The organism is Epilithonimonas sp. UC225_85 (assembly GCF_042695135.1).
Lineage (GTDB): Bacteria > Bacteroidota > Bacteroidia > Flavobacteriales > Weeksellaceae > Epilithonimonas.
In genome coordinates this window covers 2,376,446-2,391,918 of the sequence record NZ_CP170547.1, presented here as the reverse complement: position 1 = coordinate 2,391,918, position 15,473 = coordinate 2,376,446, and the positions used below count along the sequence as shown (strand labels likewise).

The following is a 15,473-nucleotide window of genomic DNA, read 5'->3' as shown; positions in this document are numbered from 1 at the left end:
AACTATGCAGGAAAAAGTTGTTTCGTTATTAAAAATAACAGAACCTTTCCATCTTTTGCCAGAAACGGTTCTTGCCGAAATCTCCGAAACCCTTACCAAAACAGAGTTTTCAAAAGATACGTTGGTTTATCGTCAGGAAGTGACCGATATGACAGGTGTGGATATTATTTCATCCGGAGAATATGAAACTTTCTTTTTTGATGCTGCAGAAAACAAAAGATGTGTGACCAGGCATCATTCGCCATATTGTTTTGGTGGAATTTCGGTGGTTCTGAACAGGGTTCGTGCATTGAAATCTGCCATAGCCAAAAAAGGAACCGTGGTTTACACCTTACCCAGAAAGGAATTTTACGAATTGTGTAATGCCTACGAAGATTTTTTTCACTATTTCACTTCAGATTTTGGTAAAAAATGTTGGATGAGGAGTTTTCTCATTTTGTAAAAACACCCGCCACTTTCGAGGAAAGTTATTTTGCAGCCGACCAATTATACTCCAGGAAAATTGAAGGAATTGCGTACAAAAGCATCGTTTCGTGCGAGGAAAATACGCCTGTTTTTGAAGCTGCTAAAATGATGGCAGCCAATAAAGTGAGCTGTATTTTTATAAAAAAGCCGGGAAATGATGAGATTATCGGTTATGCGACAGATATTACCTTACGGGATAACGTCATTGCCCGTTGTCTGGATTCAAAGATTGCCATTTCAGAGGTGATGGATAACCCGATTGTTAGCATTTCCACCGATGCTTATTTGTATGAAGCTATTCTGATGATGTTCAAAACCAAATCAAGGTATCTTCTGGTTAAAAATAAAGAAGAGTATGTCGGCTTTCTAAGCAGAAACCGGTTGCTGAGCGAGCAGGCTCAGAGTCCGCTCGTGTTTATCCAGTCCGTAAAGCAGGCGGAAAATACCGAAGAGCTCCGCAAAAAATGGAATCAGGTTCCGGATATCATCAACCAGCTTTTGGGAAGAGGTGTTCACGGTGAAATTGCCAGTCAGCTCATTACCACTATTGCCGACACCATTACCGGAAAAGTGATAGAAAAAGTCATAAAAGAAATTGGAAAACCGCCTGCAAAATTTGCCTTCATTGTCACCGGAAGTGAAGGAAGGAAAGAGCAGACGCTGAGTACCGACCAGGATAACGGAATCATCTACGAAGACAAAGCCAATGAACACAGAGAAACGGTGCGGGAATATTTTCTGGATTTTGCCAAAAAAGTTTCAGACGACCTCAATACGATTGGTTTCGAATACTGCAAAGGCGGCTTTATGGCAAGCAATCCGAAATGGACGCATTCTCTTTCCCATTGGAAAAGAAATTACAGCCAATGGATTGAAGAATCTGTACCGGAAAATGCAATGAAATTTTCCACTTTTTTTGATTTTCGTTTTATTTATGGTGACGAAAATATTGTACGCGAACTGAAAACTTTTATCAAAGAAAAACTGGTTTCACCCAATCAAATTTTCTTTGCACATATTGCAAAAAATGCATTGCAATACGAACCACCTTTGACTTTTTTTAAAAGAATAAAAACCCAGACAATCGGAAAATCAGAAGTTTTCGATATCAAAACGGCAATGTCTCCAATTGTGGACTTGGTTCGTGTTTATGCATTGAAAAACCATCTGGAAATGGAAAATACAGGCGAAAGAATGAAAAAACTGACGGAAATTGGTATTTTCACGCAGCAGCAGTATAATGAAATGCATCAATCGTATTATTACTTGATGGCGCTCCGCTTAAAAAATCAGGCAAATCAAATTAATATTGACAAAAAACATCCCAATAATTATGTCGAAATTAGTAAACTCACCAAAATAGAAAGGGTAACCTTAATCGAAATCTTCAAGACGATTGCTAATTTTCAGTTGGGCATAAAAGTGAAATTTACCGGAAGTTTTTAAACTTAAATTTTAAACATAAAACCTTCCGCAATTTTTTTATTGTATTTTTCCTCGTCAAAAGTGTAGAGAAAAGACCCTTTTTTAGACGAACTCATATCTTTTTCGCTGGTTTTTACCAATACATCTAAAGCATTGATTTTGCTGGTAAAATTTCGCTTGTCGTATTTTTCGTCAAAAATAGCTTCGTAAAGATTCTGCAGATCTTTCATTGTGAATTTTTCAGGAAGCAGTTCAAAGCCGATCGGTCTAGTGGTTGCTCTTCTTCTCAGTCTCAGGACAGCATCTTTTACCATTGCATTGTGATCAAAAATCAAATCCGGGTGACCTTTTAAATCAAACCATTTAGCACTGTATTTCTCATTGATTTGAATAGAATCCTGAATGTTAATCAATGCATAATGCGATATCGACATAATTCTGGCACTGGGATCGCGGTCAACCGCGGTGTAAGTATTCAATTGTTCAAGATAGATATTTTCCAAACCTGTCAACGCATTTAGAATACGATTGGCCGCTTGATCGGAACTTTCTTGTTCATTGATAAATCCTCCCATCAATGACCAATCTCCTTTCTTGGGTTCAAAATTTCTTTTAATCAAGAGAATTTTAAGATTTTCTCCATCAAAACCGAAGATAATACAGTCTACTGCGACAAAATGTTTAGAATAATTCTCTTTCATCAAAATGATTTTATACAAAGTTAAAGGTTTTAAAGTAGATTTTAATATGAAAAATAAATAAATGTATGTTAAACACTTTATTTTTCCACCATCACCATTTTTTTAATAATTTGCGGGTTTAAGGAAGTGTTTTGGGGAATTGTTTTCATCTTTTGAGCAATTTATTTGCCAAAATTACTATGAATCCTATGTGAATGGAATGTTAAAATTGTGTTAAAATTTTATTTTGAATTTAAGTTAAAAATTTATTCGACATATTATTTAAAATACGATAAGTGTAAATATAAATTTTTATTGTTTTTTATAAACCCACTCTATCTATTTTGATAATGACGAAATTACATTTATTTAATTGATATTCTATGGTTTGTCTATTCTTGTTTTTTATGATAAGGTAAAGCTTTTTTAGGCTTTTTTTCATTGCCATAAAATGCTTTTTCAATAAGATTTATTTCCAAATGATGAAAATTGTTTGCCATATAGATACTTTCTTTTATTTTAGAAATGTAGAAATAACATTTATTAATGAACAAAAAATCACTGATATTATTTTTAAGCTTTACTTCGCTTGCTTTTGGGCAGGTAAAGAAAAATGTTAGCTACTTTCCGCTCAACAAGGTTCATCTGTCCGAAAGTGTTTTCAGCAAGGCAATGCAGACCGATGAAAAATATATCCTTTCGATGGATGCAGACCGGCTTCTTGCACCTTATCTAAAAGAAGCAGGACTGAAACCTAAAAAAGAAAATTATCCCAATTGGGAAAATACTGGACTTGACGGTCATATCGGCGGTCATTACATTTCAGCTTTGGCGTTAATGTATGCTTCCACGGGCGATCCAAAAGTCAAGCAGCGTTTGGATTATATGATTGATGAGCTGGAGCGATGCCAGAATCTTTCAGAAAACGGTTATCTTTCAGGCGTTCCGAACGGTAAAAAAATCTGGGAAGAAATTGCCGATGGAAACATTCGTGCCGCAACTTTCGGTTTGAATGACCGTTGGGTTCCTTTATATAATATTCATAAGATTTATTCAGGTTTGCGCGATGCCTATTGGTATGCAGATAGTGAGAAAGCAAAAAAAATGCTGATAAAACTCACGGATTGGATGGCTGATGAAGTTTCCGGACTTTCCGATGAACAGATTCAGGATATGCTTCGCAGCGAGCACGGCGGTCTGAATGAAGTTTTTGCCGACGTTTATGACATCACAAAAAATCCAAAATATCTAAAACTTGCCCATCGTTTTTCTCATCTTGCCATTTTAAACCCATTGCTGAATGGTGAAGACAAACTTACAGGAATTCACGCCAATACACAGATTCCGAAAGTGATTGGTTTTAAAAGAATTGCAGATTTAGAAAATAACAAAGAATGGAGCAATGCTGCCGATTTTTTCTGGACGAATGTCACGCAAAAAAGATCAGCGATTATCGGAGGAAACAGTGTCAGCGAGCATTTCAATCCCATCAATGATTTCAGCGGAATGATTAAAAGTATCGAAGGTCCGGAAACCTGCAATACGTATAATATGTTGAAACTTTCCAAAGAATTGTATGCGACCAATCCAAAATCCTATTACGTAGATTATTACGAAAAAGCTTTGTACAATCATATTCTTTCCACCCAAAATCCCGAAAAAGGCGGTTTTGTCTACTTCACGCCGATGCGTCCCGGTCATTACAGGGTTTATTCTCAGCCGGAAACCAGCTTTTGGTGCTGCGTAGGTTCGGGAATGGAAAATCACGCCAAATATGGTGAAATGATTTATGCTTATTCTGATGAAGATTTATACGTGAATCTATTTATTCCTTCCATTTTAAAATGGTCTGAAAAGAAATTGGTTTTGAGACAGGAAAATAATTTCCCTGAAAATCCATCGACAAAATTAGTTTTTGATGTTGCTCCGAAATCAAATATAAATTTAAAATTAAGAGCACCGGAATGGGCAAATACTTCTGAAATTACAATTTCACTGAATAACAAAATAGTCAATATTCCGGTTAATGCTGAAGGTTATTTCAACATTAAAAGAAAGTGGAAAAAAGGCGATGTTATCGAAATGAAAATGCCGATGCACCTTTCCACAGAACAGCTTCCCGATAAATCAGATTATTTTGCGTTTAAATATGGTCCGATTGTCTTAGCTGCCAAATATGGAAAAGAAAATCAGGAAGGACTTTTCGCTGATGACAGCAGAGGCGGACATATTGCTCACGGACCACAAATTCCTTTGAATGAAATTCCGACTATTTTGGGAAGTTCAGATTCTGTTTTAAGCCATTTGGAAACGGTGAATGGTAAGGATTTGACTTTCAGATTAAAAGGTTTGTATCCTCAGAATCAATTCAATGACGGATTGGAATTGGTTCCGTTTTATAAAATTCAGGAAGAACGTTACATTATTTATTTTCCGCAGGCGAATCAGGATAAAATTGAAGCTATTCAGAAACAGAAAGCCAAAGAAGAAGAGGAAATCAGAAAACTGGACAACATTACAACTGATAAAATTCAGTTAGGAGAACAGCAGCCGGAATCAGACCATTTCATCGACAGCAAAGATTCCAATACCGGGTATATGGAAGACTGCCATTTCCGTGAGGCAAAAGGCTGGTTCAGCTATCAGATGAGAAACAAAGATAAGAATGCAAAGTACCTTTATCTTATTTATTTTGATGCCAACAATAACCGAACTTTAAATGTAGAAATCAATGGAACAAAAGCAATTTCTAAAAATTTCGACGGAAAAATGGGTGGCTCTCCACAATCATTATTAATCCCGATTCCTGAATCTGAAAGTAGGAAAGAGATTCTTAATGTAAAATTTAATACAAATGAAAAATCGCTTACACCAAAAATTATCGAGGTAAGATTGCTGGCAGAATTACCAAAATAGAATAATAAGATAAATATCAATAGGGGCGGGCTTTAGCCCGTCTTAAAGAAATAAAAAATAATAGGTTTTAGCCAAATTTATAATAGATTTTGGCTAAAGCCTAGAAAAAATAATCAGACTTGACGAACTATCGAAGTGCCTTTGCGAACCTTAAAAACAGTTAGTTGTATGAAAAAATATTTGCGAACTGTGCGTTTAAAAAAATATAAAACTGATTTAAATATTTAAAATAAATATGAACAAGAAAAATTTTACCAAAGTTCTGGTTTTACTTCTTTGTATATTCTGCATTTTCATTGAAGCCAAAATCAAACTTCCGGCATTGGTTTCAAACGGGATGGTTTTGCAGAGAAATCAAAAACTGAATGTTTGGGGAAAAGCCGATGCAGGAGAAAAAGTGGAAGTGAAATTCCTCAATAAAAATTACAAAACCATTGCTGACCAAACCGGAAACTGGAAAATCACACTTCCCGAGCAGAAAGCCGGAGGTCCTTATACGATGACCATCAATGAAATTACATTGAAGGATATTCTCATCGGCGATGTCTGGCTCGCTTCCGGACAATCGAATATGGAACTGCCGATGCGCAGACTGACTCCGCTTTACTCTGACGAAATTAAAAATGCAAATAATCAGAACATCAGGTTTTTTACGGTTCCTCAAAAATATAATTTTAAATCACCTCAAACCGAGCTTGATGGCGGAAAATGGGAAGCAACAAATCCACAAACGATTCTTAATTTTTCAGGAGTTGCCTATTTTTTCGCAAAAGAATTAAGTCAGAAAAATAAAGTGGCCGTTGGAATTATCCACGCAAGTTTAGGTGGTTCGCCAATTCAGGCGTGGATGGATGAAAATTCTCTGAAAAAATACCCTGAATATCTGGACGAAGCCAAAAAATGGCAAAATGATGATTTGATAAAATCTACCGAATCCGACGAACAGGCCTTGAGCAAAGCTTGGTACACAGAGCTCGACCAAAGCGATATCGGATTAAACCAACATTGGGAAAATTTCGACCTAAACGATTCTAACTGGAAAACAATGAATATTCCAGGTTCTTGGGAAGATAAGGAAGGTTCTTTCGAAGGTTCTGTCTGGTTCCGAAAAGAAATTAACTTAACTAAAAATCAGGCAGGAAAAGCCGCTTTTTTAAATTTAGGAAGAATAAAAGATGCTGATGTTACCTACATCAACGGAACAAAAGTCGGAAATGTAACCTATGAATATCCGCCGCGTTGGTACGATATTCCGGCAGGCGTTTTAAAAGATGGCAAAAACGTCATTGCTGTAAGGATTACCAACGGGAGCGGAAAAGGACAGTTCATTGCAGACAAACCTTATTACCTCGAAATTGACGGAAATAAAATCGATTTAAAAACCGAATGGAAATATAAAATCGGTGCTAAAATGGGAAAAATGGCTCCCGGAACTACTTTTATCCGTTGGAAACCGACCGGATTGTACAATGCAATGATTAATCCGCTTATCAATTATAGCATCAAAGGCGCCATTTGGTATCAAGGCGAAAGCAACACCGGAAAACCAAAAGAATACGGCAATTTGCTGACCACAATGATTCTGGATTGGCGAAACAAATGGAATCAGAAAGAGATGCCTTTCTTCACAGTACAATTAGCCAATTTTATGGAACCAAAAACACAACCTGTGGAAAGCAATTGGGCAGAATTAAGAGACCAACAGCGTCAGGTTTCGCTGAAAGTTCCGAACACCGGATTGGCTGTAATTATCGATATAGGAGAGTGGAACGACATTCACCCTTTAAACAAAAAAACAGTCGGAGACAGACTGGCTTTGCAGGCTTTGAAAGTTGCTGACAAAAAGAATATCATCGCAGACGGACCGGTTTATCAGTCAATAAAAGTGGAAGGAAATAAAATAATTCTTTCTTTCAAATCCGGAACTGATGATTATGCACCAGTTTCAGAACTGAAAGGTTTTGCCATCAAAGGAAAAGACGGAAAGTATGAATGGGCAAAAGCAAAAATCGAAGGCAATAAAATCATTGTCTGGAACGACACCATTTCAAATCCTGTTTCAGTAAGATACGACTGGGCAGATAACCCCGACGGAAATCTGAAAAACAAAACCGGACTTCCGGCATCGCCTTTCACTACAGAATAATCAATTATCATTTATCAATTATTAAAATGAACAACTCATCTCAAAAAATATCTGTCGTTGAGAAAATCGGCTACAGTTTAGGAGATTTAGCTGCCAATCTGGTTTTCCAGACATTGGTAACGTATTTAGCTTATTTTTACACAGATATTTACGGATTAAAACCGGAAGATGCCTCTATTATTACGCTTACGGTCGGTTTGTTGGCTGGTTTTGTCTTCAATCCGATGGTTGGAGCTTTGGCAGACAGAACCCGTACAAAATGGGGAAAATTCCGTCCTTGGATTTTATTAACGGCAATTCCGTTGGGTGCAGCGGCACTTTTTGCGTTCAGCACACCCGATTTTTCTTACAAAGGAAAAATGATTTATGCGGCAGTCACTTACTCAGTTTTATTATTGCTTTACGCAGCCAATAATTTACCTTATGCCGCTTTGAGTGGCGTTATCACAGGCGATATGAGTGAAAGAAACAGTATTTCTTCCTATCGTTTTGTTGCCGTTATGTTTGCACAGTTTTTTGTTCAGGTATTTATGTTGCCGATTATTTTGTCTGCGGGACACGGTGATAAAGCAGCAGGAATCGAGGTTGTAATGACTTGGCTGGCTATTATCGGAACGGTAATGTTGTTAATTACTTTTCTCACGACCAAAGAAAGAGTCATTCCAAAACCGGAACAGGAATCAACTTTAAGCGCTGATTTAAAAGATTTAAAGAAAAACAAGCCGTGGATTATTATGTTAACGGTTACCGCGTTGATTTTCATTACATTGGCAATGAAAGGCGGTTCGTATGTGTATTATTTTAACAATTATGTGGATGAAACCTCACTTCAGCAATTTATATCACCGATTACCAATTTCTTCAATTCCATCGGGATGAATTTCTTTGGAGAAGACCCTCGTTCAGCAGGTTTCGGACTGTTTAATGCAGGCGGAATCATTATGATGATTGTCGGGATTACTTTCTCCAAGAAGTTTGCAGACAAATATGGCAAAAGAGATGCGTTTATCGCTTCATTGTTTATTTCAACATTATTCGTTTTAGCATTTATATTTTATCCGCCAAAATCGGTTGGACTGATGTTTTTATCCCAGATTTTACACGGTTTCTTCTACGGAATCGGAACACCATTACTTTGGGCGATGATTGCCGACGTTGCCGATTATTCAGAATGGAAGAACAACAGACGTGCGACAGCAATTATTTTCTCGGCAATGATGGTCGGTTTAAAGGTAGGATTGAGCATCGGAAGTTCATTAGTTGCATTAATTATCGGAAAATACGGGTACATTTCTTCAGAAGGAGCAGTCAACGTGATACAGCCGGAAACCGTTTCCACAGGTGCCAAAATGCTGGTCAGCGTATTCCCGTCAATCCCGTTCTTTTTAGCGTGCGGATTGCTGATGTTCTACGAAATCAACAAGAAAAAAGAAATCGAAATCGAGCACGACCTTAAAGAAAGAAGAAAAGCGAAAGGTTAAGGATATAGTAAAAATTTGGGCAGCTTTTCCGTCTTCCACTCCCGCTTTTTGTTCCGCTTCGCTCCACAAAAAGAGCTCCGTTCAAGCCGGGCTGCGAATAATTCGGTGTATTAAAAAAGCCTTGTCAAGGCTTAAAAATGAACTTTTGTATTTCTTCGCTGAGTTTACGCCTTTGCGAACTTAAAAAAAGCATAGTAGTCAAAAAAATCTTTGCGCGCTTTGCGTTTAAATTTTAAAAAAAATAATTATGAAAAAAATAGTAGCATTATTAGGAATTTTAACTTTGACCGTCTCCTGCAAGACAGCCAACACGGCAACTTCCAACGATTCTCTGAAGAATGCATTCAAAAATAAATTCTACATCGGAACAGCGATGAGTCTTCCGCAGATTTATGAGAAAGATGTAAGGTCTGTAGAAATTATTAAAAATCAGTTCAGTTCCATTGTTGCCGAAAACTGTATGAAATCGATGTTTTTGCAGCCGGAGGAAGGAAAGTTCTTTTTTGATGATGCCGATAAATTTGTGGCTTTCGGAGAGAAAAACAAAATGTTCATCATCGGTCATACTTTGATTTGGCATTCGCAGTTACCCAAATGGTTTTTTGTAGACAAAGACGGAAAAGATGTTTCTGCTGAAGTCTTAAAACAAAGAATGAAAAATCACATTACCACGGTTGTGACAAGATACAAAGGTCGTGTGAAAGGTTGGGATGTCGTCAATGAAGCGATAATGGAAGATGGCACTTACAGAAAATCTAAGTTTTACGAAATTTTAGGCGAAGAATTTATTCCGTTGGCTTTCCAGTACGCTCAGGAAGCAGACCCGAATGCAGAACTCTATTACAATGATTATAACGAATGGCATCCCGGAAAAGTAAAAACTGTAAGCAAAATGGTTCAGACTTTAAAATCCAGAAAAATCCGAATCGATGGAGTAGGAATGCAGACCCACGTTGGTCTTGATACACCAACCCTTGACGAATACGAAAAAGCAATTCTTGACTACACAGCAAACGGCGTAAAAGTAAATGTTACTGAAATGGAAATCAGCGCACTTCCTTCACCGTGGGGAACTTCTGCCAACGTTTCCGATAAGGTAGAATATGAAGCAAAAATGAATCCTTACACAGCCGGACTTCCCGAAAATGTAAAAATAGAATGGGAAAACCGTTATCTGGATTTTTTCAGATTATTCCTGAAACATCAGGATAAAATCAGAAGAGTAACCTTATGGGGAACTACCGATGCCCAATCGTGGAAAAATGATTTCCCTGTAAAAGGCAGAACCGATTATCCTTTACTTTTTGACCGAAACAATCAGACAAAACCTGTGGTAGAAAAAATCATTCAGTTAACAAAAGAAAAATAAGTCTAATATCTAGTATCTAAAATCTAACTTCTAATTAAAACAATGAACAAAGCAAAATATCTATTCCCCAAAGATTATATGGCAGACCCTTCCGTACACGTTTTTGAAGACAAAATCTACATTTATCCATCTCACGACCGTGAAAGCGGCATTGAAGAAAACGATAACGGAGACCATTTTGATATGAACGATTATCACGTTTTCTCGCTTGATGATGTAGAAAACGGCGAAATCACAGACCACGGTGTTGTCCTTTCGGTAAAAGATATTCCTTGGTCGGGAAGGCAATTGTGGGATTGTGATGTGGCATTCAAAAATGGGAAGTATTATATGTATTTTCCGTTAAAAGATAAAAATGATATTTTCAGAATCGGTGTTGCAGTGAGTGACAAACCTTATGGACCATTTATTCCTGAGAAACATCCGATGTTGGGAAGTTATAGCATCGACCCTTGTATTTTTGAAGAAAACGAAAGACATTATATGTATTTTGGTGGAATCTGGGGTGGACAATTGCAGCGTTACAGAAACAACAAAGCCTTAGAATATGCAGTAATTCCAAATGATAACGAACCGGCAATTCCTTCAAAAGTTGTTTTATTGAGTGATGATATGCTGGAGTTTGGAGAAGAGCCGAAAGATGTTTTAATTCTTGACGAAAATGGAAATCCATTGCTTCACGGCGACAAACACCGCTTTTTCGAAGCGTCCTGGATGCATAAATACAATGACAAATATTATTTCTCATATTCTACCGGCGATACGCATTTGATTTGTTACGCAACCGGTGACAATCCTTATGGACCATTTACTTTTCAGGGAGAAATTCTGACGCCTGTCATTGGTTGGACAACCCATCACAGCATTGCTGAATTCAAAGGAAAATGGTATCTGTTTTTCCACGACTCTGTTCCGAGTGAAGGAAAAACCTGGCTCAGAAGTATGAAGGTAATCGAACTGGAATATGACAACGATGGTAAAATTAAAACCATTGAAGGACTAGAAGAATAATCTATAAAAAGTCCCGAAGGGAAGATTTAACGAAGGATAAGATGAAATCCTAATTATCAATAGGAACGGGCTTTAGCCCGTTTAAAGATGAAAAGATACAATTTGGCTTTAGCCAAAACTTATTTAAATAAAAATTAAAAGAAAATCTAATGCGCTATTTCCGACTGTATATCCTATTATTTCTAATGATTCCATTAACGATTTTTGCAGAAGACGGAAGTCAGCTTTGGCTTCGATTTCCGGCTAAAAATGGAATTTCAGCAGCTAAAATCATTTCCAAAGGAAACAATCCGACTTTAAATATCGCCAAAAAAGAACTAATGAATCATTGGCAAGGTCAGGAAATTGAACTTCGGACAGACAAATCATTAAAAAATCTAAAAGGCGGTTATACCATAAAATCAGTTCAGAATAAACTGGTCATTTCAGCCGAAAAAGAAATCGGATTGTTGTATGGGGTTTATCATATTCTACGTTTGCAGCAAACCAATTCGACAACTACAAATTTGAATATTACCGAAAAACCATCATATAATGTCAGAATTCTCAACCATTGGGATAATCTGGATGGAACCATTGAACGCGGTTATGCAGGGCATTCGCTTTGGAAATGGGAAGATTTGCCGAACACCATTTCGCCGAGGTACGAAGAGTATGCAAGAACCAACGCTTCGATTGGAATTAATGCAACCGTTCTCAATAATGTGAATGCTTCACCAAATATGCTCCGTAAAGACTATCTTGAAAAAGTAAAAATTCTCGCAGATATTTTCAGACCTTACGGAATCAAAGTTTATTTATCAGTCAATTTTTCGTCGCCTAAAGTTTTAAGCGGATTGGAAAATTCAGATCCTTTAAATAAAGATGTTCAAAAATGGTGGAAAGACAAAGCTTCCGAAATTTATAAATTAATTCCGGACTTTGGTGGATTTTTAGTGAAAGCCAATTCGGAAGGACAACCTGGTCCGCAGGATTACGGAAGAACCCACGCAGACGGCGCCAATATGATGGCTGACGTTTTGAAACCTTATGGCGGAATCGTAATGTGGAGAGCGTTTGTGTACAGTCCGAGCAAAGAAGACCGTGCAAAACAGGCTTATCTGGAATTTGTTCCGCTAGACGGGAAATTCAGAGATAATGTGATTGTTCAGATTAAAAACGGACCTGTTGATTTTCAGCCTCGTGAAGCGTTTAATCCACTTTTCGGAGCTTTGAAAAAAACTTCCGAAATGGTTGAATTTCAAATTACTCAGGAATATTTAGGGCAAGCCAATCATCTGGTTTACCTTGCTCCTTTATTCAAGGAAACTTTGGACAGTGATACTTATTCTGACGGAAAAGGTTCTACAATTGCGAAAATTACAGACGGAACTTTAAGACCTGCAAAATTAACCGCAATTTCTGCTGTTGCAAACATTGGGGAAGATAAAAACTGGACAGGTCATCATTTTGCACAGGCCAATTGGTATGCTTTCGGACGTTTAGCTTGGAACAACGATTTGACTTCGGAACAGATTGCCAACGAATGGATTAAAATGACCTTCACTGACAACGAAAAATTCCTCAATCCTGTAAAACAAATGATGCTCACTTCAAGGGAAACGGCGGTAGATTATATGATGCCACTTGGTTTGCACCATATTTTTGCAGGAATGCACCATTACGGACCGGAACCGTGGGGTGACTATAAAGGTACGAGAGCAGACTGGTCACCGGTATACTATCATCAGGCAAATACGCAGGGTTTAGGTTTTGACAGAACCAAAACAGGAAGCAATGCTGTTTCACAATATTTTCCTCCACTCAACGACATCTACGGAAATATCAAAACGACTCCCGAAAACCTTATTCTCTGGTTTCATCACGTTCCGTGGGATTATCAGATGAAAGACGGGAAAACCTTGTGGGAAGAACTTTCTTACAAATATGATACGGGCGTGAAAAATGTCCGTGACTATCAAAAAGTTTGGGATAAAATCCAGCCTTACGTAGATGAAGAAAGATTTACCGAAGTTCAATCAAAATTAAAAATTCAGGCAAAAGATGCCGTTTGGTGGAAAGATGCGTGTCTGCTGTATTTCCAGACATTTTCAAAAATGCCAATTCCTTATGATATCGAAAGACCGGTTCACGAACTGGAGGATTTGAAGAAAATCAAACTCCCGATGGGTCATCACAATTAAATAAAAATTTAAGCAACAACTTTCTGAATCTTTTTAAGACAGGAAATTGTTTGTTTTATTTATTAAGTGTAAATTTGACACTTAAATAGAAATTCAATAACAAAAATAAAAATCTACATATGAAATTTTTTATTGACACTGCCAACTTAGAGCAGATAAGAGAAGCAAACGATTTGGGAATTCTGGATGGCGTTACAACCAATCCATCTTTAATGGCAAAAGAAGGAATCAGCGGAACGGAAGCTATTTTGCAACATTACAAAGACATTTGCGAAATTGTAGACGGTGATATTTCTGCGGAAGTCTTATCCACAACTTACGAAGAAATGATTGCAGAAGGCGAAATTCTTGCCGCAATCCATCCAAATATCGTTGTGAAGATTCCAATGATAAAAGACGGTGTAAAAGCTCTCAAATATTTTTCCAACAAAGGCATCAAAACCAACTGTACTTTGATTTTCTCTGCCGGACAAGCACTTTTGGCAGCGAAAGCCGGAGCAAGCTACGTTTCTCCGTTTTTGGGAAGACTGGATGATATTTCAACAGACAGTTTGAATCTTATTGAAGAAATCCGTCTTATTTTCGATAATTATGGCTACGAAACAGAGATTTTAGCAGCATCAGTAAGACACAGTATGCACATCATCAATTGCGCAAAAATTGGTGCAGATGTCGTGACTTGTCCGATTCAGCCGATTCTTTCCTTGTTAAAACATCCTTTAACTGATTCTGGACTGGAGCAGTTCGTCAAAGATTCACAAAAAATGCAATAATTTATGGAACACGATATTTCAAAACTTAATCACATCGCTTCGCAGGTCAGAAGGGATATTGTAAGAATGGTTCACGCCTGTCAATCCGGTCATCCCGGCGGTTCGTTGGGTTGCACAGACTTTCTGGTCGCTCTTTATTTTGATGCGATGAAAAGAAAAGAAGGCTTCGATATGAAAGCCAAAGGTGAAGATGCGTTTTATCTTTCCAATGGTCATATTTCTCCTGTTTTTTACAGCGTTTTGGCGCACGCAGGTTATTTTGATAAGTCAGAACTGGCAACTTTCAGAAAACTGAATTCAAGATTACAGGGACATCCAACAACGCACGAGCATCTTCCGGGAGTTCGCATTGCTTCCGGTTCTCTTGGACAGGGAATGTCTGTCGCAATCGGTCACGCAGTCGGAAAAAAATTGAATAAAGATAAAAATCTTGTGTTCACGCTTCACGGCGACGGCGAATTGCAGGAAGGACAAAACTGGGAAGCCATAATGTACGCCTCTCACAATAAGGTTGATAATTTAATTGCAACCATCGATTACAACGGTCAGCAGATTGACGGTCCGACTTCCAAAGTCCTTTCTTTAGGTAATCTTAAAACCAAATTTGAAGCCTTCGACTGGAAAGTTCTCGAAGTGGAAAACGGAAACGATATGCAAGAAATTCTCAACGTTCTGGACGAGGCAAAATCATTAACAGGACAAGGTCAGCCTATTTGTATTCTCCTGAAAACAGGAATGGGTCACGGTGTCGATTATATGATGGGAAGCCATGCCTGGCACGGAAAAGCGCCTAACGATGAGCAACTGGCAAAAGCTTTAGACCAACTCGAAGAAACTTTGGGCGATTATTAGACATTAAATTATTAGGGCAGCTTAATCCGCCTTCCGCTCCCAATCTTTTTTGCAGACGGTTTCAGTTTAATAGAACTTGATGACCACGCAAAAAAGGATTTCCGCTCAAGTCGGGCTGCGAGCAATTCGTTGTTCCAATAAAACGTTAATTTTAGTAAGGATCAACTAATAA

The 15,473-nt window shown here is 37.7% G+C and carries 11 protein-coding genes; 10 read left to right on the top strand and 1 reads right to left on the bottom strand.

Features of this window, described 5'->3' with window-relative positions; genetic code table 11:
• Window positions 1–4: 4 nt before the first annotated feature.
• The gene (locus ACFJGY_RS11020; RefSeq protein ID WP_379963836.1) at window positions 5–442 is read left to right on the top strand and encodes a cyclic nucleotide-binding domain-containing protein; all 438 of its coding nucleotides are present in this window, start codon (window positions 5–7) and stop codon (window positions 440–442) included.
• Window positions 412–1,911 (top strand): DUF294 nucleotidyltransferase-like domain-containing protein, encoded by a 1,500-nt coding sequence (locus ACFJGY_RS11015; protein ID WP_379963834.1) that lies wholly within the window; start codon window positions 412–414, stop codon window positions 1,909–1,911. Before ACFJGY_RS11020 ends, ACFJGY_RS11015 begins: the two co-directional genes overlap by 31 nt.
• A gap of 2 nt (window positions 1,912–1,913) precedes the next feature.
• On the opposite strand, the gene ACFJGY_RS11010 is transcribed toward ACFJGY_RS11015, so the two are convergent.
• Window positions 1,914–2,591: an NUDIX domain-containing protein gene (locus tag ACFJGY_RS11010; RefSeq protein ID WP_379963832.1), complete on the bottom strand. Its 678-nt coding sequence runs from the start codon at window positions 2,589–2,591 to the stop codon at window positions 1,914–1,916.
• Window positions 2,592–3,116: 525 nt separating this feature from the next.
• Here ACFJGY_RS11010 and ACFJGY_RS11005 point away from each other — a divergent pair.
• The 8 genes from ACFJGY_RS11005 to ACFJGY_RS10970 all read left to right on the top strand — a co-directional run bounded on the left by ACFJGY_RS11005 (window position 3,117) and on the right by ACFJGY_RS10970 (window position 15,301).
• Window positions 3,117–5,486, top strand: coding sequence for a beta-L-arabinofuranosidase domain-containing protein (locus tag ACFJGY_RS11005; RefSeq protein WP_379963830.1), 2,370 nt, complete (start codon window positions 3,117–3,119; stop codon window positions 5,484–5,486).
• Window positions 5,487–5,721: 235 nt separating this feature from the next.
• A complete protein-coding gene (locus ACFJGY_RS11000) occupies window positions 5,722–7,632 on the top strand; it encodes a sialate O-acetylesterase (protein WP_379963828.1) in 1,911 nt (636 codons plus the stop codon).
• 26 nt (window positions 7,633–7,658) lie between these two features.
• The gene (locus ACFJGY_RS10995; RefSeq protein WP_379963826.1) at window positions 7,659–9,113 is read left to right on the top strand and encodes an MFS transporter; all 1,455 of its coding nucleotides are present in this window, start codon (window positions 7,659–7,661) and stop codon (window positions 9,111–9,113) included.
• Between the two features lie 247 nt (window positions 9,114–9,360).
• On the top strand, window positions 9,361–10,482 hold the full coding sequence (locus tag ACFJGY_RS10990) for an endo-1,4-beta-xylanase (protein ID WP_379963824.1): 1,122 nt from the start codon (window positions 9,361–9,363) through the stop codon (window positions 10,480–10,482).
• 42 nt (window positions 10,483–10,524) lie between these two features.
• Window positions 10,525–11,493, top strand: coding sequence for a glycoside hydrolase family 43 protein (locus tag ACFJGY_RS10985; RefSeq protein ID WP_379963822.1), 969 nt, complete (start codon window positions 10,525–10,527; stop codon window positions 11,491–11,493).
• 149 nt (window positions 11,494–11,642) lie between these two features.
• On the top strand, window positions 11,643–13,676 hold the full coding sequence (locus tag ACFJGY_RS10980) for an alpha-glucuronidase (RefSeq protein WP_379963820.1): 2,034 nt from the start codon (window positions 11,643–11,645) through the stop codon (window positions 13,674–13,676).
• 119 nt (window positions 13,677–13,795) lie between these two features.
• Window positions 13,796–14,449, top strand: coding sequence for a fructose-6-phosphate aldolase (fsa, locus tag ACFJGY_RS10975; RefSeq protein WP_379963818.1), 654 nt, complete (start codon window positions 13,796–13,798; stop codon window positions 14,447–14,449).
• A 3-nt stretch (window positions 14,450–14,452) separates the two neighbouring features.
• Window positions 14,453–15,301, top strand: a complete 849-nt coding sequence (locus ACFJGY_RS10970; RefSeq protein ID WP_379963816.1) for a transketolase — start codon at window positions 14,453–14,455, stop codon at window positions 15,299–15,301.
• Window positions 15,302–15,473: the final 172 nt, after the last annotated feature.